The organism is Halalkalibacter wakoensis JCM 9140, from assembly GCF_000513095.1.
Taxonomy (GTDB): Bacteria; Bacillota; Bacilli; order Bacillales; family Bacillaceae_D; genus Halalkalibacter; species Halalkalibacter wakoensis.
In genome coordinates this window covers 43,575-63,922 of sequence record NZ_BAUT01000009.1, presented here as the reverse complement: position 1 = coordinate 63,922, position 20,348 = coordinate 43,575, and the positions used below count along the sequence as shown (strand labels likewise).

Annotated in this window: 20 protein-coding genes, 5 pseudogenes and 1 other annotated feature; of the genes and pseudogenes, 22 read left to right on the top strand and 3 right to left on the bottom strand. The window is 38.3% G+C overall.

Annotated elements, in window-relative coordinates:
* The 4 genes from JCM9140_RS06055 (at position 1) to JCM9140_RS06050 (ending at position 3,252) form a co-directional block, all read left to right on the top strand.
* Positions 1 to 1,536, top strand: a complete 1,536-nt coding sequence (locus tag JCM9140_RS06055) for a S41 family peptidase (protein WP_034743734.1) — start codon at positions 1 to 3, stop codon at positions 1,534 to 1,536.
* Positions 1,537 to 1,581: 45 nt separating this feature from the next.
* On the top strand, positions 1,582 to 1,755 hold the full coding sequence (locus tag JCM9140_RS23650) for a hypothetical protein (protein ID WP_156314808.1): 174 nt from the start codon (positions 1,582 to 1,584) through the stop codon (positions 1,753 to 1,755).
* A 15-nt stretch (positions 1,756 to 1,770) separates the two neighbouring features.
* Positions 1,771 to 1,902, top strand: coding sequence for a hypothetical protein (locus tag JCM9140_RS24830; protein ID WP_268870552.1), 132 nt, complete (start codon positions 1,771 to 1,773; stop codon positions 1,900 to 1,902).
* Positions 1,903 to 1,961: 59 nt separating this feature from the next.
* Positions 1,962 to 2,207, top strand: a binding site (T-box leader).
* A gap of 43 nt (positions 2,208 to 2,250) precedes the next feature.
* Positions 2,251 to 3,252: a tryptophan--tRNA ligase gene (locus tag JCM9140_RS06050; protein ID WP_034743731.1), complete on the top strand. Its 1,002-nt coding sequence runs from the start codon at positions 2,251 to 2,253 to the stop codon at positions 3,250 to 3,252.
* A 126-nt stretch (positions 3,253 to 3,378) separates the two neighbouring features.
* Here the strand turns inward: JCM9140_RS06050 and JCM9140_RS06045 are convergent, their stop codons facing one another.
* A complete protein-coding gene (locus JCM9140_RS06045) occupies positions 3,379 to 4,260 on the bottom strand; it encodes a LysR family transcriptional regulator (protein WP_034743728.1) in 882 nt (293 codons plus the stop codon).
* A 135-nt stretch (positions 4,261 to 4,395) separates the two neighbouring features.
* Here JCM9140_RS06045 and JCM9140_RS06040 point away from each other — a divergent pair, with 135 nt between their 5' ends.
* The 7 genes and pseudogenes from JCM9140_RS06040 (at position 4,396) to JCM9140_RS06010 (ending at position 9,465) form a co-directional block, all read left to right on the top strand.
* A complete protein-coding gene (locus JCM9140_RS06040; protein WP_034743725.1) occupies positions 4,396 to 5,586 on the top strand; it encodes an acetyl-CoA C-acetyltransferase in 1,191 nt (396 codons plus the stop codon).
* 27 nt (positions 5,587 to 5,613) lie between these two features.
* The gene (locus tag JCM9140_RS06035) at positions 5,614 to 6,294 is read left to right on the top strand and encodes a CoA transferase subunit A (RefSeq protein ID WP_034743722.1); all 681 of its coding nucleotides are present in this window, start codon (positions 5,614 to 5,616) and stop codon (positions 6,292 to 6,294) included.
* 25 nt (positions 6,295 to 6,319) lie between these two features.
* Positions 6,320 to 6,981 (top strand): annotated as a pseudogene (locus JCM9140_RS06030) (3-oxoacid CoA-transferase subunit B).
* Positions 6,982 to 7,118: 137 nt separating this feature from the next.
* Positions 7,119 to 7,688 carry a hypothetical protein gene (locus JCM9140_RS06025; RefSeq protein WP_034743719.1) on the top strand — a complete coding sequence of 190 codons (570 nt, stop codon included), beginning with the start codon at positions 7,119 to 7,121 and terminating at the stop codon, positions 7,686 to 7,688.
* A gap of 414 nt (positions 7,689 to 8,102) precedes the next feature.
* Positions 8,103 to 8,570, top strand: coding sequence for an ASCH domain-containing protein (locus JCM9140_RS06020; protein WP_034743716.1), 468 nt, complete (start codon positions 8,103 to 8,105; stop codon positions 8,568 to 8,570).
* Positions 8,571 to 8,643: 73 nt separating this feature from the next.
* A complete protein-coding gene (locus tag JCM9140_RS06015) occupies positions 8,644 to 9,012 on the top strand; it encodes a hypothetical protein (protein ID WP_034743713.1) in 369 nt (122 codons plus the stop codon).
* A 231-nt stretch (positions 9,013 to 9,243) separates the two neighbouring features.
* The gene (locus JCM9140_RS06010) at positions 9,244 to 9,465 is read left to right on the top strand and encodes a hypothetical protein (protein WP_034743711.1); all 222 of its coding nucleotides are present in this window, start codon (positions 9,244 to 9,246) and stop codon (positions 9,463 to 9,465) included.
* A gap of 90 nt (positions 9,466 to 9,555) precedes the next feature.
* On the opposite strand, the pseudogene trhA reads toward JCM9140_RS06010, so the two are convergent.
* Together trhA and JCM9140_RS06000 are read right to left on the bottom strand one after the other, a co-directional pair.
* Positions 9,556 to 10,115: pseudogene (gene trhA / locus JCM9140_RS06005) on the bottom strand (PAQR family membrane homeostasis protein TrhA).
* A gap of 111 nt (positions 10,116 to 10,226) precedes the next feature.
* Entirely contained in the window at positions 10,227 to 11,594 is a 1,368-nt protein-coding gene (locus tag JCM9140_RS06000) for an aldehyde dehydrogenase (RefSeq protein WP_034743708.1), read from the bottom strand.
* A gap of 454 nt (positions 11,595 to 12,048) precedes the next feature.
* Between JCM9140_RS06000 and JCM9140_RS05995 the strand changes: the two genes are divergently transcribed.
* The 11 genes and pseudogenes from JCM9140_RS05995 (at position 12,049) to JCM9140_RS05960 (ending at position 20,244) form a co-directional block, all read left to right on the top strand.
* Complete coding sequence (locus JCM9140_RS05995; protein WP_034743705.1) at positions 12,049 to 12,510, top strand: hypothetical protein; 462 nt, start codon at positions 12,049 to 12,051, stop codon at positions 12,508 to 12,510.
* Positions 12,489 to 12,572, top strand: a pseudogene (locus tag JCM9140_RS25135) (zinc-ribbon domain-containing protein); the annotation flags it as partial. The gene JCM9140_RS05995 and the pseudogene JCM9140_RS25135, both read left to right, overlap by 22 nt.
* Positions 12,573 to 12,578: 6 nt before the next feature.
* Complete coding sequence (locus JCM9140_RS05990) at positions 12,579 to 12,734, top strand: hypothetical protein (RefSeq protein WP_235715292.1); 156 nt, start codon at positions 12,579 to 12,581, stop codon at positions 12,732 to 12,734.
* A gap of 10 nt (positions 12,735 to 12,744) precedes the next feature.
* Positions 12,745 to 13,200, top strand: a complete 456-nt coding sequence (locus JCM9140_RS05985) for a TcaA second domain-containing protein (protein WP_439644274.1) — start codon at positions 12,745 to 12,747, stop codon at positions 13,198 to 13,200.
* 87 nt (positions 13,201 to 13,287) lie between these two features.
* Positions 13,288 to 13,437, top strand: a pseudogene (locus JCM9140_RS25495) (TcaA 3rd/4th domain-containing protein); the annotation flags it as partial.
* An 18-nt stretch (positions 13,438 to 13,455) separates the two neighbouring features.
* Positions 13,456 to 14,208, top strand: a complete 753-nt coding sequence (locus JCM9140_RS05980) for a YvbJ-related protein (RefSeq protein WP_464388464.1) — start codon at positions 13,456 to 13,458, stop codon at positions 14,206 to 14,208.
* Positions 14,183 to 14,350 (top strand): TcaA NTF2-like domain-containing protein, encoded by a 168-nt coding sequence (locus tag JCM9140_RS25490; RefSeq protein WP_156314806.1) that lies wholly within the window; start codon positions 14,183 to 14,185, stop codon positions 14,348 to 14,350. Before JCM9140_RS05980 ends, JCM9140_RS25490 begins: the two co-directional genes overlap by 26 nt.
* A gap of 364 nt (positions 14,351 to 14,714) precedes the next feature.
* A pseudogene (locus JCM9140_RS25130) lies at positions 14,715 to 14,990 on the top strand (EAL domain-containing protein); the annotation flags it as partial.
* Between the two features lie 64 nt (positions 14,991 to 15,054).
* On the top strand, positions 15,055 to 15,699 hold the full coding sequence (locus JCM9140_RS05970; RefSeq protein ID WP_034743692.1) for an HAD-IIIA family hydrolase: 645 nt from the start codon (positions 15,055 to 15,057) through the stop codon (positions 15,697 to 15,699).
* A gap of 245 nt (positions 15,700 to 15,944) precedes the next feature.
* The gene (locus JCM9140_RS05965; RefSeq protein WP_034743689.1) at positions 15,945 to 17,132 is read left to right on the top strand and encodes an exonuclease SbcCD subunit D; all 1,188 of its coding nucleotides are present in this window, start codon (positions 15,945 to 15,947) and stop codon (positions 17,130 to 17,132) included.
* A gap of 19 nt (positions 17,133 to 17,151) precedes the next feature.
* Positions 17,152 to 20,244 (top strand): SbcC/MukB-like Walker B domain-containing protein, encoded by a 3,093-nt coding sequence (locus JCM9140_RS05960; RefSeq protein WP_034743687.1) that lies wholly within the window; start codon positions 17,152 to 17,154, stop codon positions 20,242 to 20,244.
* The last annotated feature ends 104 nt before the right edge of the window (positions 20,245 to 20,348 follow it).

Below are 20,348 nucleotides of genomic sequence, written 5' to 3'. Positions count from 1 at the left end.
TTGGGTAAACGATTTGGTTGGGTTTTTGTTCTTTTCTTATTGATAGGAGGATGCTCGAACACCCCAACTGTAGAATTAGAAGAAGAGGCAGTCCATTTATTAGAAGCTCTTTCAAAAGAAAACCGATTTTATAAAGAGCATTCTTTTCATGAAACGAACCATTTATATGATTATTCACTTAGCGCAGATGAAGAATTAACAGATGAAATAGTAGAGCAATTACGAATAAGCAATACAAAAACACCCGAGTTAACAAAAGAAACGATGATAGAGGATGTTGAAATTTTGCACCTTGCGTTAAAGCATATGTATGCTTTATATGAATACATGGGGGGCGATGAAGCATTTGAAAAAGCGAGAGATAACGTCATAAATGATCTAAATGAGGTAGATGATGAAACGAGTTTGAGCTTGCAATCCTTCATTGATTTATTAAAAAAACATTACCGGTTTGTACAAGATACTCATTTTTATATAGATAACGCTCCACTCGTACAATCGGAACACACCTTTTATTATTCGGAACGTTTTTATTTTATTCATGATGAAGACGGGGCGTTTCGCTTAGCCGAGAACGAACAAGTGAAATTGGTTGACATAAACGGAGATCGCAATCTCGAGTCTTATTTGAATTACTCCTTACATGATGACGGGACCATTGTTTTGATTCCAAGTATCTTCTCGACTGAATTAAAGGCAGAGGAGAGTGTGTGGGAGGTTACTCTGCAAGAAGACGGTTTGCTTAAAACAGAAACAATCACTCTTGAGCCTATGCCAAATGAAATACCGAGACATCAATTTGGAGATCTTTTTAGCGTAACGGAAAAAGAAGGAGTTCCCTGGGTACAACTGAGAAGCATGTTTGCTTACGAAGGAGCCATGTACGACTATGATGACATCATTCACACTGCTAACGAACTGAATAAGGAGCCATTCTTTGTACTTGATATTCGAGGAAACGAAGGCGGAAGCATGATTTTAGTAGAAAAGTGGCTGAAAGAGTTTTTTGGTCAATCGATTAACTGGAGCGCACAATCTATTTACTTGTTTTCAAATACAAGTAGAACGTTTGTAGAAGATACGATCAACCTATATCAATCAATAGGGATATCGGCACAAACATTTGAAGATGATTTCACTGATTTATTTAGAATGAAAGCCTTGAAGGAGTACATGGAACCACATTGGGAGATAGAAGAAAATGTGTACGAAGAAGTGAATGATAATCGTACGCATATTTTTATTCTAGTCGATCACAACACGGCTTCTGCAGCTGAACACTTAGTTGCTAAATTAAAACTAGCAAACAAGACAACCGTAGTTGGGGGAAATACAAGAGGATCTATCATTAGTGGTAATTCTTTAATGTGGCAGCTGCCTCATTCACAAATCCAAATGTTTACGCCAACATTTTTTAACTATAACCCAGATTTACTAGAGAAAGAGACGGTTGGAATTCAACCAGACTTGTGGGTGACAGCCACACGTGTAGAGAGTCGCTTACTCTCCTTCATTGAGCAATATAGAGAAGAATAGTAGAAAAGAGAAAAATTCAGTCTTTGGTTTTGAAGGAGGGGTAATATGAATAGATCTATGCCTTATATCATTTTTTTCGCTTTTGGGTTTATTGGAACGATCCTCGTTGGCAGGTGGGGATTTTTAGTTGGAGTGATTATCGGGACATTGTTTCTTATTTACCAAGAACTACAAAAAATAACATCACTCTTACAAAATCAAGCTGATCGCAAAAGTTAAGTTTGGAGGATTAAAATGGAATGGATATGGGCTTGGCTCGCATTTTCTCTTGCAGCGGGGGCGTTCTATAATTCAGCGGAAGTTAAAAAGGAAAACAACAAGTTGAAAGAAAGATTAGAGGAATTGGAAAAAGAAGTCTATAAATAACCTTTGAGGTTATTACATCTTGACCTTTTAATATCCATATATTACTATATGTGTAATACAAAAAAGCATTGATGAAGAAGAGTAGGCTTTACGATCGTTTTCAGAGAGCTGATGGTTGGTGAAAATCAGTACGTGATAAAGTTGAATGGGCTTCTGAGCTTCTAGGCTGAATGGATAGTAGGCTTAGCGGATTGTCTTACCGTTACAAGAGACTACGTATCGAAACATTGTTTTCCGTACGGACAAGTGCGTTTATTTGAAGATGAACGAATGAAGGTGGCACCACGGGGTTACTCGTCCTTTTTATAGGATGAGTAGCCCTTTTTGTGTCCAAAAAAATGGAGGGTTATGATGAAAAAAACAATTTTAACTGGGATTAAACCGACTGGGCAAATTCATCTAGGAAATTACATTGGAGCGATTAAACCTGCACTTGACCTCGCTAAAGTGCCTCATTATCAACCAGCTTATTTTGTGGCAGACTTTCATGGACTAACAAAAATTCATCAAGCTGATGAATTTAAACAGCTATCTTATGGGATCGCAGCAACTTGGTTGGCGTTAGGGCTAAACCCTGAAAAAGTGATTTTTTACAAACAATCAGATGTAGCAGAAATTTTTGAACTGAATTGGATTTTATCTTGCTTTACACCAAAAGGGTTAATGAATAGAGCTCATGCTTATAAAGGAATTGTTGAACAAAATAGAGAAATGGACCGTGATTTGGATGATGGGGTGAATATGGGGATTTACACGTACCCGATTTTGATGGCAGCAGATATTTTATCGTTTCAAACCAATATCGTCCCTGTCGGTAAAGATCAAATTCAGCATGTAGAAATTGCACGAGACATTGCTGAAACGTTTAATCATCATTATGGTGAGACGTTTGTATTACCTGATTATCAAGTTCAAGAGGGCACAGAGTTGCTTCCGGGTTTAGATGGAAGAAAAATGAGTAAGAGTTACAACAACACGATTCCTTTATTTGAAGAACCAAAGAGGCTACAAAAGTTAATTAACAAAATAAAAACCGATTCACTCCCGCCTGCAGCGCCGAAAAACCCTGACACTTCAATTGTTTTTGCGCTATATAAGGAATTTGCGACAGAGGCTCAAATAGAAAAAATGGCGGAATGTTATAGGAGTGGTATTGGCTGGGGAGAGGCAAAAAAGGAGCTATTTGATGTGATGAATCATTTTTTAGAGGAGCCAAGGGAGACATACAAGGAGCTTATGGGTTCTCCTAAACGGATTGATGAAATATTAGAGAACGGTGCAGAAAGAGCAAGAGCGATAGCTAAGCCATTTTTGAAGGAGATAAAACGAAAGATAGGTGTTCATATGTAGAAAGAGGTTGTGCCTGTTTACTCTGTGCTTTAGCTAGTACAAGGAAGATCAAGTTGAATGCATGATCAACAAGACGAATAGGATAATACGTATGCGTACGTATTATCCTTTGTTTTTTACTTTTAGCTACATTTTAAACTCTTTTGACAAAAACGAAAGCAATGTTCGTACCGCAAAAGATTGGTAGCTGTCCTTTTTTGTAATAATTCCAAGTTCCCATAGTGGAGGATTGTGTAAAGGTGTAATTTGTATCGACTTTGGATCCATTTTTGCGTAGATCCATTTAGGTAAGAGGGTAATTCCTAACTCGGCACTTACAAGTTCAGCTATTAAATCCCACTGTGAACTTTCATAAGCAATGTTTGGTTGAAAACCTGCATGTTGGCAGTGCTCAATCGTCAGTTTATGTAAGGCGAACTCTCTGTTAAATAAGATAAAGCTCTCCTTCTCGAGCTGTTTGATGTTAACAGACTCTTCTTTGGCAAGGTTGTGATTGGCGTAAGTATATAACATAAATTCCTCTTTGAAAAAAGGAAGAATGTTAAAGTTGCTGTTTTCAACAGGTAAAACGATAATGCCAACATCCACTTGTCCCTCTTCCACTAAATGCTCAATCCGTTTTGTTCCTAATTCGACTAATTCCAAGGTCACTTCGGGATACGTTTTCCCGAAATTTTTTGCAATCGCAGGAAAAATGAGGGTTCCTATTAATGGGGGAATTCCTATTTTAATGTTCCCGGTTGGCAAATGGATTAGATCATCTAATAATGTTGAAAGTTCAGTTGTAGCTCCTATTATCTTTACACCTTGTTTGTATACAATTTCTCCTGCATCAGTTAATTTGAGTTTCCTTGTAGAACGATCAAACAGCTCCACTTTTAGCTCTGTCTCCAACTTTTTTAACGATTTACTTAAAGTAGGCTGGGAGATATAAGTATTTGCTGCTGCTTTTGTAAAGCTTCCATAATGGACAATTTCTATAAAATAACGTAGGTCTTTTAATTCCAAAACCATCCCTCATTTATTCTGAATCGTAATGATTTATATTACTTTTATTCATTTTACTCATATAACGAATGTTGTAAACTTAAATAAAGACATTGGTTGAAAAATTCAGATAACGATTAAGCGAGGAGGAAGTTGATGAAGAATTCAAATGAAGTTGTTATTGTAAGCGCTGTCAGAACTGCTATTGGAAGTTTTGGCGGAAGCTTAAAAAATATCAATGCTGTTCAATTAGGAGCGAAGGTTTTAAATGGGGTAATGACAAAGGTTGGGATTAATGAGAATCAAGTCGATGAAGTCATTATGGGGAATGTTCTTCAAGCGGGGCTAGGTCAAAATCCAGCTAGACAAGCGGCACTTCATGCTGGTTTGCCAGAGAGCGTTCCTGCGTTAACAATTAACAAAGTTTGCGGTTCTGGATTGAAAGCCGTTCATTTGGCAGCCCAGGCGATCTTAACAGGAGATGCGGAAGTGGTTATTGCTGGTGGAATGGAAAACATGAGTCAAGCGCCTTATTTATCGATGAATGCGAGAGAAGGCTTTCGAATGGGGGATCAGAAGTTTGTAGATAGTATGGTTCACGACGGGTTATGGTGTGCTTCAAATGATTACCATATGGGAATGACAGCTGAAAATATTTGTGACAAACATGAGCTTACACGAGAGGAACAAGATGAATTTGCAGCGTGGAGTCAAGAAAAAGCGGCAAGAGCAATAGAAACAGGCAAGTTTAAAGACGAAATCGTCCCAGTAGAAATCCCTCAACGTAAAGGGGAATCAATTGTATTTGAAACAGATGAGTACGTAAAAGCAGGTACGACCGTAGAGAAATTAAGCAAGTTACGACCAGCTTTTAAAAAAGAAGGCAGTGTGACAGCAGGTAATGCTTCTGGTATTAATGATGGAGCTGCAGCCTTACTTGTGATGAGCCGTCGTAAAGCCGAGGAGTTAGGGTTGAAACCGTTAGTGACGATTCGGGCGAATGCAAGTGCTGCCATTGACCCAAGTGTGATGGGCTTAGGTCCGGTGCCAGCTACAAAAAAAGCGTTAGAGAAGGCTGGAATTAAGATGGATCAACTGAGTGTAATTGAAGCAAATGAGGCCTTTGCAGCCCAAGCTTTAGCAGTCGGAAAAGAACTGCAATTTTCGAAAGATATTTTAAATGTCAATGGGGGAGCAATTGCTTTAGGACACCCCATTGGCGCAAGTGGAGCAAGAATTCTTGTCACACTTATTCATGAATTACAACGAAGCAATGGCCAATACGGCTTAGCGACTTTGTGTATTGGCGGAGGTCAAGGCGTGGCGACAATTATTGAAAAAGATTAAGAGGGAGAGGGGAATGGATATGAAAAAATATATTCGAGTTTCGAAGAGGCAGTAGCAGAAATTAAAGATGGCATGACGTTAATGGTCGGAGGATTTGGGCTTGTAGGCATTCCGGAAAATCTTATTAAGGCTTTATGCGAGAAAAAAACAAAAGACTTAACGGTCATATCAAACAACTGCGGAGTAGATGATTGGGGCCTTGGTCTTCTTTTAAACAACAAACAAATAAAAAAAATGATAGCCTCTTATGTTGGAGAAAATAAAGAGTTTGAAAGACAAGTGCTTAGTGGGGAACTAGAGGTTCAGCTTGTACCTCAAGGTTCCTTAGCAGAAAAAATTCGAGCAGGCGGAGCGGGCATTCCGGCTTTTTATACACCAGCTGGAGTAGGAACACCGATTGCGGAAGGCCGAGAAACAAGAGTATTCGATGGAAAAGAGTATTTATTAGAAGAAGCATTCAGCGCGGATGTTAGTTTCATTCGGGCGTGGAAAGCAGATAAGCAAGGGAATTTAGTATACAGAAAAACAGCTCAAAACTTTAATCCGATGATGGCTGCAGCTGGAAAAGTCACGATCGCTGAGGTCGAGGAAATTGTTGAAGTAGGTGAATTAGATCCAGATCAAATTCATACTCCAAGTATTTACGTTCAAGGTCTCGTTGTCGGGAAACAAGAAAAACGAATCGAGCGTTTAACCGTACAATCTTAAAAAACGAAACATTGGAGGAGAAACGATGAGCAAAAATGTGAGAATTCAAATTGCCAAAAGAGCAGAAAAAGAGATACAGGACGGCTTTTACGTAAATCTTGGAATTGGCATGCCGACGATGGTCGCTAATTACATTTCTGAAAACAAAAACATTGTTTTGCAATCAGAAAATGGATTATTAGGAATTGGACCTTACCCAACCGAAGACAATGTTGACCCTGATTTAATTAATGCCGGAAAAGAAACGGTCACCGCGATGCCAGGTGCAAGTTTTTTTAGTAATGCAGAGTCGTTTGCGATGATTCGAGGGGGGCATATTGATTTAGCGATTTTAGGTGGCATGGAAGTGGCTGAAAATGGTGATTTAGCAAACTGGATGATTCCCGGAAAAATGATTAAAGGATGGGAGGTGCGATGGATTTAGTTCACGGAGCTAAAAAAGTCGTCGTGATTATGGAACACGTTAATAAAGCGGGTGAACCGAAAGTATTAAAAAAATGCTCTTTGCCACTAACGGGTCAAAAGGTTGTGAATCGGATTATAACGGATCGGGCCGTGATAGATGTGACGGAGAAGGGGTTGGAGCTGGTTGAAGTGGTAGAGGGTTTTTCGATTGAGGATATTCAGAATTGTACGGAGCCTGAGTTGATTCTTTCAGATGAGTTGTTTATGAAAAAAGAAAAGTAAAACACGCTTAAAAACTCTGTGCACTACTTTGTGCACAGAGTTTTTAAGCGTGTAGTGAAACTAGCTCTATAAATGGTTTACTTCGTGCTGGACAATGGAAAAGTGTGTTAGAGTAAAAAGAAAGGAGGGATTCATTCATGAACGTAATATTTGACGTTTCATGGCATTTATTTCATTGGTTTCTTATTGCAATGGCCCTCATTGGTGTAGCGGTTCTGTTGAGTTTTTTTATGAAAAATAAAATCTTAATCTTTGTAACCTTATTGATTCTTGTCACAGCGACGATATTTGCGATCGATCAAACGAGGTATTCAACATTTGAAGAGCTTTTTGAAGATCAATTACATGACGACAGTACTGTAAAAGCGATGTCTATTGCCATTAACGACATATCTGGCCAGATTCCTAATACAGAAGTAAGAGCAACCATTGAAGATGAGTCAATCATTCACGCTATTTTGGAGGATTTTTCGGAATTAGAGTTAAAAAAAGATGAAGATGCTCTTTATTCAGATAATAGATATACGATAGCAATTACGATTAATAATGAAGTCCGCGAAGGTGTTTCAAGGATATCTGATTTATATATAGACGTGGATTATCATTCTCTCAATGGATATGAAATAATAAGCAATACCAATCATTTACAAACAATTGAATCACTAATCGAACATGAGAAAGTAGAGTGGGTTCCTGTAAATGATTAATGTGGATTTAAGATATCCATGTTGCCTGTGGTAATTCATATAGACTGATGAAAAACGAATAAAGAGAATTCTCCAGTAGAGAGGAGTTTTTTATGAAAAACTACAATAAAAAAGGTCATTTTTATAGTCTCATCGAATTTTTTTAAGGTGAGGAAAAAGAAGTACGTAGTGAATGAAGGCTACTGAGATGAAGGGGTTTAATGAGGCACTAAACTGTTGGAAGCTACCCAATTTCAAGTATGTGACATTCGTTTACTATTAAGCCAAAACTAGGTTTCTTTGAAGATTGTGCGCATTCTTCAAATGAATCAGAGCGTTCCGTTGAAGAAGCGGAGCGCTTTTTTGAATGAGAAGAATTTTAGATAATCGCTTGGATATTTATGGTAATATAAAAGTGGAAGAAGGTTGATATAAATGAAAAATGAGTCAATTACTCAAATGTGGGAAGATTTTAGAAAAATGAATCCAAATACTGCGGAAAAAACTTATACTGCGTGGGCATTTGGAGCATCAAAAGAAATGGCTGATGATTTGGCAAATTTAGTGTTACAAGGGAAAAAGACAGCAACAGCATCAAATTATACGCTCTATGAACTAGAAAATGAGGAATTGCCGTATCCTGGCCTTATTAATATCATACTAGACGGAGATGGGCAAGCTATCGCTGTAGCAGAGACGACGTCAGTAGAAGTGGTACCGTTTAATGAAGTGACAAAAGAGCATGCTTATTTAGAAGGGGAAGGTGACCGGTCTTTGCAACATTGGCGTGAGGTTCATGAGGCCTTTTTTAAAAATGAATTTGAAGCGATCAAGAAAGACTTTCATGATCAAATTCCTGTTGTTTGTGAAAGGTTTAAGGTTTTATTTAAAAGAAAAATGTGATTTGTTTCATTATATTTTGAAAGGAAAGCTAGTGCTGCTTGTTTCATTTTTTAGGGGAGGAGGAGTGAGCTTATTGAAAATTAGACTATTCGTTTTATTGATCACAATGTTTCTAGGAGCTTGTACAGTATCAAGTTTGAGTATAAGTGAACTAGAGGTTGTGCCTTATGATGTACAAGGGAAAATAGACTCTGAATATTCACTACAACTTATTTTCGGTCATGACAATATTGCGTATATAGTCTATCAATCAAATGGAACCGTTTTGACGGAAATTGAGGCAGAAGGAAAAGCATTATTTGTAAAGGTAGCTGAGGCTGATCAACAAAATGGTGCAGTCAAACAACATGTTTATAAAGTAACATTAGACCCAGAACATGAGGAAATCGTTGTGTTCATTAATGAAGAACCAATCTCTTTTGATAATGTGACTAGTTTATAGCTATAAACATTTGTTGGATTGAAAGGGAGCTTTATGTGAAAGAACAGCTAAATTAATGGAAAATGAACAATGGTACTAGACAAAGGGAGAAATAAAGAATGATTGGTGTATAGTAAAGAAGAGGGGTATTAGAAGGGAAACTAAAGGCAAGAACCAAAGCAACTATGCTCACATTACTTAGCGGTTATGATAATAGAAATTTTTTAGAAATAAGCAATGAGGAGAATATTTGTGGTCAAGGATATAAAAAGAATACAAGAAATTACACCCATTCAAAGTTTACTTGCAATCCTCGTGTTAGCGGTTTTAGTGGTCTCTTTTTTATTGGCTTCACAATCTTATTTTAGTTATATCGAAGTAACAAAAATAGCAAACAGTTGTTATGATGCGGGTGGTTTTCCGGTGATCGTGAAGTCGGGGGTTAATCTGGCTTATTTCGATTGCATCGAGTAAAAAATGACAGCTTTTAGGATAACGTTAAAAAATGCAATGGACAATTAATGCCATTGCACTTTTCTTTTGCAATTTAATTCAACTAGTTGACTATGACAATAAAGTTAAAACGGAGAAAAAGTGCATAATGGTCCCGGCGACAACAAACAGATGCCAAATGGCATGGTGATACGAGAATCCTCGCCATACATAAAAGATAGCACCGACTGAATATAAAACACCGCCAATAACTAAAAATGCCAATCCTTGTGTTGAAACATTTTCAACTAAAGGACCCCAAGCAAATACAATCATCCACCCCATTAAAACGTATAGAAGCGTTGATAAGTGAAGGTATTTTTTTACGAAAAATGACTTGAACACCGTTCCACCAATCGCCAGCCCCCAGACAATTCCGAAGAGGTCCATCCTAAAGCGCCTTGGACGGCAACAAATAAGAATGGAGTGTATGACCCTGCGATAAAAAAGTAGATCGAAGAATGATCAAGTATTTCAAAGACATTTTTTGCTCGACCAGGTGGGAAGCTGTGAACGAGGGTCGAAGAGGTGTAAAGCAACACCATCGTTGTACCGAATAATGTAAAACTTACGACATGCCAAGCTGTGCCATATAATGAAGAGAAGACAATTAAAATAACTAAGGCGGCGATGCTTAAAAGCGCACCAATTCCGTGTGTGATCGCATTAGCTATTTCCTCTCCTTTTGAAAACGTGTGAGTATTCGCCATTTTGAATTTCTCCTTCTTCTGAATCAGTAATATTTATTTCAAGAAATATTTTATCTTTTTCAACCCGTTTTTCACATTTGGGTACCGCAACGGGATATCAAAGCGGGTTGTTTGTTTTAATATGCTTTTTTGATGTGAGAACGTATCAAAGCTTCCTTTTCCATGATAAGCACCAACCCCGCTTGTACCAACACCACCAAACGGCAAATAGGGTGATGTAATATGATAGACAGTGTCATTGATGCAACCCCCTCCAAACGAAACGCTGTTTACCACTTTTTGTTGCACATTCGTATCTTCAGAAAATACATAAAGAGCAAGTGGGTTTGGATGGTTGTGTATGTCTTCTATAACATTAGACAGTCGATCATACTCTAAAACAGGAAGAATTGGACCGAAAATTTCATCTTTCATAATGGCATCTTCCCAAGAGACACCTTCCAGTACAGTTGGTTCAATGGTTAACGTGTCTTTATCTGTTTTGCCTCCTATTGCAATTGTACCATGTTGAACAAAAGATTGTAGCCGTATAAAGTGTTTTTCACTCACAATTCGCGTATAGTTTGGGTTTTTTAACGGTTCCTTTCCGTACAATTCTTGAATGGCTTGATGAAAACACTTCATAAATTCTTTTTTTATGTTTTTGTGAACATACAAATAATCAGGTGCTACACACGTTTGACCTGCATTCATAAACTTTCCCCATGCAATCCGTTTGGCCGCCAGTTGTATATGAGCATCTTCGTGTACAATACATGGACTTTTTCCGCCTAATTCTAGAGTAACGGGTGTCAATGTTTTGGCAGCCGACTCCATGATGATTTTTCCAACTGGCACACTGCCTGTGAAAAAGATATAGTCAAAGTTTTCCTCTAAAAGGGTTTGGCTTTCTTCCACGCCACCTTGAACGACAGTCAAATACTCCTTGGGAAAAGACTCAGAAATCAAATTTTGCAAAACTTCAGATGTTTTCGGAGTTAGCTCTGAAGGCTTTAAAATGGCGCAATTTCCTGCGGCGATAGCACCAATTAAGGGGGCGATCGCTAATTGAAAAGGATAATTCCACGGAGCGATAATAAAGGCCACCCCATACGGTTCAGAATAAATATAGCTGGATGAACCTATGTGAGTCATTGGTGTTTTTACTTTTTTCGGTTTCGCCCAAGATTGTAATTTTTTTAGGGTGAAACGAATTTCCTCAAGTACAATTCCAATTTCACTTGTGTACGCTTCAAATTCCGATTTGTTCAAGTCTTCTTGTAAGGCTTGAAGAAGCTTATCTTCATTCGCTTTAATCCCATCTTTTAGTGATTGTAACGAATTCATTCGAAAAGCAATTTCTTTTGTTTTGCCTGTTTGGAAAAATTGTTTTTGTTTCTGAATTAGTAAAGAGGCATTCAATTCTGCATACCCTCCTGTAGGTAATCACTGGTTTGTTTGAGACGTTTATATGATTGAAGTCAATTTTAATCAGTATAGTATTTGCTAGAGTGAATTACAAATAGTAGTTATTGAGTTTTCAGGAGACAGGAATATAGGGAGTAGGGGTTTAATATGAAGAAGGAATCTAGTTTTCTGACAAGATCCTGAAATTTTCCCGGTAACCAGTCAGAAGGTGGTCAAACTTCTGACAGGATCCTGAAATTTTCCCGGCAACCAGTCAGAAGGTGGTCAAACTTCTGACAAGATCCTGAAATTTTCCCGGCAACCTGTCAGAAGATACCCTAACTTCTGACTATTTTCTGTCTTATTCACTAGATCTTGTCCAAAGGTCTCACTCGTTCTGTATTACGAATAACGAATAATGTTTTAATCCCCTTATTAAAATGAGATTTTTTACTAGTTTTTACGTTATATGCGCGACTTATTGGCTCCAGAAATTGGTGGACTCGCAAATGCGATTAAATTTGTTTCGTTAACTGATGTATTTATGCTTAGCCATATGACCAGCGTAAACTATACAGCCAATGCATTAATGTTTGAGGGTGCCCTTCGAACGACAAGTGGGCTCTTTTTATTTTTACTCATTCCAGGTATTATCTTTTTTACTATTGGATTTTTTATGAATCGTCATGTGCAAAGCGGTATAGAGGCAAGGTTGATTCGGAATGTATCATTATCCGTGATCTATGCTGTCATCGTTGGGATTATTAGTTTATTTGCGGGAATCTCCTTAAGTATCCCTGATCCAACGGGAATTATGGGTGATATTACGCTGTCGGCAAATTATTCTTTTGTTGAGAGTATGTTTAACGCGTTCGTCAATGGTAGAAAAGAAGTTGTACTACTATTGAAATGGGAAGGGGGCTTGTCATAAATTTTTGTACATCTTGCGGCAATAAAATGGAAAAGGAAAGTGATTTTTGTCAGGAATGCGGGGCAAAAATGCCTAAAGCGTCAACAGGCCATACGCAAAAAAAGAAATCTCAAAGTCCATCTTTTAGTGCTTTTTCCTTTAAAACGAAAGCAATCCTTGTCTCTGTAATGGTGCTTACATTGGTTGGGTTTGGATTTTATAAGTTTGCTGAGGTCGTATTATGATCCGTTTAACATGATAACAGCTTTTACTGAGTCAGTGGAGGAAAGGGATATGGAGTCTGTTTCGGGATTTTTAGTGTCCGAAGGTAATGAGATAACTAATCAGCATGTCGAATACCTATTGGATTATTTGCATGAACATCCTGACAAGAAAGAGCAATTGTTGGATGAACTTACTGAAACTGTTCGGACATCTTCATTTCAAAAAGAGAGGTCTTCTGAAGAGCAAAATGAAGTCGACTTTGGGGAAGATCGCCTGATTTTGTTTCAACAGCGAGGGAAGCACTTTTTTCTTTTTAATCGTTATGAGTTTGTTCTGCAGTCGTTTCCTCTAATGGTTCATACTGATCAAGGAGATATACGTTTTTTTCTTAATGGAGAAGAAATTTCTTCTAAAGCTGTCGATAACGGGTTTAAACTTGGTTCCATCTTACCAGGTTATTATCATAAAAGCAATCTTATCGAATGATTTTATCGAGTTAGAACAAGAAACAGAAGTAAGTCATTTTGGGGAGCAATGGATAGACATCTTTTTTGATGCGTTTATGTCACGGTCGAAACGAACGTGGAGCAACCAAATGTATTTTTAAATGGTGAGTCTATAACTAGGAACGAAGGTGGAACGATTGGACCTGTGTTGTTGGATGGATCAATGTCATTGAAACTTGAGAAGGAAACACCTTTTGGAACAATCCATAGTTCTGTTTTGAGTCTTCATGAACAGATGGTAACAGCTAATCTTGAGTTGAGTAGTGAACAAAAAGATGGGATCATGGAAAGTCTTCGGCACCATCTGTTGAATTTTTCCTCTGCTCTTGCTTTTCAATCTGAAGGTCGATTAGATTCTGCATCCGACTATATTGTAGCTGCTTTTTATGAATTGATGAATTCAAGCTGGGATTATCTTGGTTATTTGAGCGAGGTTGTGGTGGATGTAGATTCTTTCATTCTAGAGCAGGTAGGGGATGATTGGTTTGTTCGGGTAGACGTACAAGAAAAATGGATAGAGGATTATGTACAAAACGGATATTCTATGTCACTACAAGAAAGCACGCAGACGAATGAATATAGATTGAAATATGAGACAACTAGTCAGAAGTGGACCGTTCAAGATTGGTCTGCGCGAAATGGATTAAACAGCACTCACTTAAAAGATTTAGACATCAATGTATCTGAACAAAAAGAACAACTAGAGTCGACCCCACTTTTTGCTTCGCTGTCTCAAGTCCGAGAACCGTCAATAGCTGAATTCGGTCGGTTTTTAGACGATTACTTAACAACGTCTGTAGAGGCCATTAATCAAAGGGATTTCTCGATCGTCGTTAATATGATAGATCCTGCAGCGGCAACCTATAAAAAAGAGGCATCAGATTACATTGATTATCTTGAACGAAGAGGGATTAAGGAAGACTTCCACGGGGTTGAGGTACGTTCAGTCGAGAGAAAAAGCGATGATGTATATTGTCCACACGTTTGAGCAGTACACGATTTATTACAATGACGGTACAGCCAAATACAAAACCTTTCATTCATCGTATGATGTAAACGTAACCGGTGCAGATATGAAAATGATGCGATTAATTGAAACAAATCAAGTCGAAGAAAGCATTGATTTGTAGTGAGATTTAGAGAGGAGATCATAATTAATGATCTCCTCTCTCTTTGTTGCCTAGTAATTAGAGTGTGGCAAATGATCCACAATGTAGAAGTCTATCAAAAGGGGATCTCACAAATGAGAGAGAACTTCCTAATTTTACATCTGTATTTAAACCCTAGTTAATTGAAGGAATACTAGGTATTATAGAATATATAGAAACTGCCTAAGCACCTACTTTTTTCACGCGAAAATCTAGTGACTTCCACAGAAGTTATTCCTTATTCCTCTTTAAGTGTTTTAAATAAATTACCCATTGACACAGTGAAAATTGATAAGTCCTTCCTTGATGATATGTTTGTAAATAGTAATAAGCAGCTTTAGTAAAAACGATTATCGAAATGGGAAAAAACCTACAATTTCACCTCGTCGCTGAAGGAATTGAGAATCAAGATCAAGTAGATTTTTTAAACATGTATGGTTGTGATTATGGACAAGGTTATTTTTACAGTCCTCCTGTGTCTAGTGAAGAGTTCGATAAGCTGTTAAAAGAAAGGTGTAGGGATGGGAGTCTCGTCCATGTAGCCGATAAGGATCACTCAGCTAATGCTTATTTTTGGAGGAATGGGGTACATTTTTTAGTGAGACGTAATATCATAAAGTAGCTTAGGACAACGAATATTCGATTCATGTCTGATTCATTACTGAATTAGGGCGAGGAGAAATTAAATGCGTAACTATGTAATTTTCGATTTTGACGGAACGCTTGCCGATTCTAGAACGGTATTTATCTCTGCATGGAATGCTTTAGCCGACAAATTTAAATTTCGCAAAATAAGTCGAGAGGATTTGAGTTCACTTAGAAAGTTATCAATCTTTGAAAGAATGAAATACTTGAATTTCCCGATCGTAAAAACACCCTTTATCCTGCCAGACTTTTATCGTTTTTTTCGCAAATATTCAAAAGAGATTAGCTTGTATCCAAAGATAAAAGAGATGCTCGATCTATTAGAAAGAAAAGGGTACAATATTGTTATTCTTTCCTCAAACTCTGAAGATGTAATCAAAGATGTATTGCAACGAAATTCTGTGAAAAATGTCAAAAAGATTATGAGTTCAAAGGCGATCTTCGGCAAGGATCAGATGATACGCCAATTTCTAAAAGACCATCAATTAAAAACATCAGAAGTGATTTATGTAGGGGATGAGCAACGAGACATTTTGGCGTGTCAGGGCGCGGGTGTAAAAATCATTTGGGTAAGTTGGGGCTATGATGGTAAAGAGCTTGTACTTGAACAAAATCCTGACTACCTTGTCGATTCACCGGAGGAAATAGTAGAAGTTGTTTTACAGCACACTAGAGATGAAATGTAAGACTAGGCAACGGTTCTCGCTTTTCTAGCGAGAGCCCGTTCTATTCATTACCTGCAATGGTAGTAGCAAATCGAATTGGTACATCCATACCTCTACATGCATTAAGGTGCTCATACCTTGTTACAATGGTTATTTCTATAGGTACCTAACGTTCCTTGAGTATGATAGCATTACAGGATAGAGGACTCATAAAACAAGAATTTACGCAAATAGATAATCACTTACTAGAGAAAGGAAGAGGTTCAATGAAATTTTTTCATACAGCTGATTGGCATTTAGGCAAGCTTGTACAGGGTGTCTATATGACTGAGGATCAGCGTCATATTCTCGAAGGTTTTGTTCAAGCAATTGAAGAGGAAAAGCCAGATGCAGTAGTGATAGCCGGCGATTTGTATGATCGCGCTGTTCCGCCAACGGAGGCGGTTACTTTGTTAGACGAAGTACTTGAGACGATTGTCTTAAAGCTGAAAACGCCTGTGTTAGCGATCGGAGGAAATCACGATAGCCCTAGTCGTGTCAATTTTGCTACGAATATTATGAAAGCAAACGGCTGCCACATTGTCGGCCAAATTTCAAATACCGTGAATCCGATTGTATTAAAAGATGAACATGGCGAAGTTCATTTCCATCTTGTTCCGTATGCGGATCCAAGTGTTGTTAAACATGCTTTTGGTGATGAGGACATTCGGACACATAATGAAGCTATGAAAAAAATCACTGAAGAAATTGCTGCAAACATGAATCCAGCAGCGCGTCACGTTTTTGTTGGACATGCTTTTGTAACACCACGTGGGGAAGAGAAGGAGAATACAAGTGATTCAGAACGTCCTCTTGCCATCGGTGGGGCTGAACACGTTGATTCCATTCATTTTTCGAAATTTCACTATACGGCTTTAGGTCATTTGCACCAAGCTCATTTTGTCTCAAATGAGACGATTCAATATGCTGGTTCTCCTCTAAAGTACTCTATTTCAGAGGAACGCCACAAAAAAGGCTTTTATATTGTTGAACTTGACGGTGAAGGAAAGGTCACACTAGAGAAACGGTTGTTACAGCCACGGCGTGACATAAGAACAGTTGAAGCGACAATGGAAGAGTTGTTAACACATCCAAACAATGAGGATTACGTGTTCGTTCGCTTGTTAGATGAAACGCCTATTCTATCCCCGATGGAAAAAATTCGTTCGGTATACCCGAATGCGATGCATGTTGAGCGAAACATTCAAATCCGAACAAAAGCAGATGGAACGGAACTGGAAAGACAAGAACGTCATAAAATGGATGACCTCTCTCTTTTTCGAGCGTTTTATCAAGAAGTGAAAGAGACGATGGTAACGGAGGAAACAGAAGCCATTTTTCAGAGTGTTCTTCAAGAGCTTCTTCAGGATGAAAGCGAACAACCAAAACAAACTAAAACAGTCGTAAAAAACTAAAGAAAGGAGAGAGGGACAAATGAGACCAATTAAAATCACGATCACAGCCATGGGACCATACAAACATAAAGAAGTCATTAATTTTGCAGACTTAAAGGAGCACAAATTATTTGTTGTTTCAGGAAATACGGGTGCCGGAAAGACAACCATTTTTGATGCGATTTGTTTTGCTCTTTATGGGTCCGCGAGTGGAGAGGACCGAAGCGATTCAAAGTCAATGCGAAGTGATTTTGCCGATGATGATGTTCATACGGCTGTTGACTTTGAATTCACTTTGCATAACAGGCATTTTCGTATCCTCAGGCAGCTAGCTCATCAAAAAAAGGGAAACAAAGGAAAAACAGGTGAGAAAAATGAGTTTTATGAAATAGTGGGCGGGGAGGAAGTCCCTTGTGTCGACCGTCAAATTGTTTCAGAGATTAATAAAAAAGTTGAAGCGTTAGTAGGACTGACGAAGGATCAATTCAGCCAAATTGTCATGCTGCCACAAGGTGAATTTCGAAAGCTATTAACTTCGCAAACAGAAAACAAAGAGGCAATTCTCCGTAAAATTTTCCGTACCGAACCATACCGCTGGATTAGTGAACGTCTAAATGAAAAGAGAAAAGCAAAAGACGAGGAGTTTAAACGTAAATCACAAACAATGGAACGGTTTATCGCGGATATAAGTGCTGTACTGCCAGATCGTGAAGGATCGAACCTTTTTGAAGTTCTCTCGCAGCAGCACCACAACACGAATCAAATTGTCTCAGGTTTAGAGGATGAATCTACTTTTTACGAGAGTGAAATTCTGAATAAGAAAAAGGAATTAGAAAGCGCGACTGTTGTGTATAACACTAAGCTCGAAGCGTTTCATAAGGCTGAATTCATGAATGGTGAATTTACGAGGCTAGAGGAAAAAGAAAGTCAACTTAACAGCCTAACAGAGCAAGAACCACTTTTTAAGAAGAAAGAACGAAAGCTTGAAGAGGCGGAGCGTGCTACGACTGTAGAAGTATATGAAACGCAAGTGAACGAATGGCGTGAAGATGAGAAGAATAAGAAACAAAAGCTGATAAATGCAGAAGTAGCGCTTGAAAAAGCAGGAAAGCAGCTGACAATGGCTGATCAAACGTATGAACGGGAAAAAGAAAAGAAAGTAGATCGAGAAAATACAACAAGATCGTTAGACCAATACACCGAGCTGTTACAAACGGTTCAAGACATCGATTTGAACAAAAAAGAGCTTATGTCTCTAGAAAAGCAAGTCGAAGAATTAGAAGTTAATCTCACGAAGATTAACGTTCAAATCAAGAATGAAAAAGATTCAAAGGAACAACTTAGTAAGCAAATGAAAGAGATGGAAGAAGTTGTTGATCAATTTGCAGATAAACAACAAACTCTGCTAGAGGTACGAGATCATGTGAGAATTCTTCAAGAATTTTTGCAGGTGAAAAATAAGCAAACAAAGCTGGAGATCGAGCATACCGAAAAAAAGCAAGCATACAACTTGAAAAAGGCTCGATACGATGCGATCGAAGAAGCTTGGGTGATGGGACAAGCTAGTATTCTAGCAACACATCTTCACGACGGGAAACCGTGTCCCGTTTGTGGAAGTGATGAGCACCCGAATAAAGCGACCGATCAGGATTCCGTTCCTTCAAAAGAAGACTATCAAAAGGCGAAAGTGGAGCTGGATTCTGAGTATGGTACTTACCGCGATACGGTTGCGCAATTAAAAACGGTACAAGATCAGCTTACGGAAAAGGCAGATGAGATTGCTAAGATAGGCGTCGATATGTCGAATGTGGAACTTACCTATCAAAAGTTGGTTGAAAAACTGAAAGAGTTCGAGCGCGAAGTTAGTGATTTAAAGAAAAAGCGAGAACAACTGATTCAAATAAGAAAAACTGTTCAAGCACATGAAGATGCTTTAGGACAACTAGATACGAATAAAGAGGAAATAGAAAAGGAATTTCATGAACGGAAAACATCTTTTGAATCAAAGAAAGCCGTCTATGAGGAACAAATCAGTCATGTTCCGGAAGAGGTTAGGGTTCTTTCTGTTTTGGAACAAAAAATAGTGGAAACAAAAGCCCTCCAAACGAAACTAGAAAAAGAGTGGGAAGATGCGCAGAATCAACTGCAACTCGCCAAAGAAGCAGAAACAAAAGCTCGCACAGAAGAAGCGAGTGCCAAGTCACAAGTAGAAGAAAGCATTCAAAAGACAGAGAAGGCAGAAAAACAATTCATAGATGCTTTAGAAAAAGCCGGCTTTTCTTCAGAAGAACTGTATCGACAGGCGAAGCTGCAAGAAGCTGATCGTCAGCAACTAAAAAAAGAAATAGAACAGTTTACGAGTAGCTTAGCTACAATCAAGCAGCAAGTTTTCGAGTTACAGGAATCGTTAAAAGAAAAAACGAAATCGGATTTAGAAGCACTGCAAACGGAACTCGAGCAGTTAAAAGAAACGTTAGAAAAGGCAAATGATACCGTTCGAAAGGTTCAACAATACCATCAACAAACACTAGATTTAAAAACAAATATTTTAGAAGCAGAAAAAAGCGTAGCAGAAATCGAACGACAGCTTACGGTCATCACGGATCTGTATGATGTCGTTCGCGGACAAAATGGCATGAAAATTTCGTTTGAGCGGTATTTACAAATTGAATTCCTTGAGCACATTATTATCTCAGCGAATGAGCGATTAAGCCGTTTATCAAATGGTCAATTCCAGTTAATTCGTAGTGAAAGACAGGAAAGCCACGGCAAGCAAAGCGGACTAGGCCTTGATGTGTTTGATGCCTACACCGGGCAAACCCGCGATGTTAAAACGTTATCAGGTGGGGAGAAGTTTAATGCTTCTTTGTGTCTAGCTCTTGGAATGTCCGATGTGATTCAAAGTTATCAAGGTGGTATTTCCATTGATACGATGTTCATTGATGAAGGCTTTGGTTCATTGGATGAGGAGTCGTTAAATAAAGCGATTGATACGCTGATTGATTTACAAAAGTCAGGTCGGATGATTGGAGTCATTTCTCATGTTCAAGAGTTGAAAAATGCATTGCCTGCAACATTAGAAGTGAAGAAGACGAAGGAAGGGCATAGCCGGACTGAGTTTGTGTTGAGATGATCCGCGTCATAAGTAAATGAGTTATAGCCCAATGCCTCTCCTTAAGGTTGGGGAGGCTAAGGTTATAACTTCTCCTAACGCTTTGGAAATTATAAGGGTAGTAT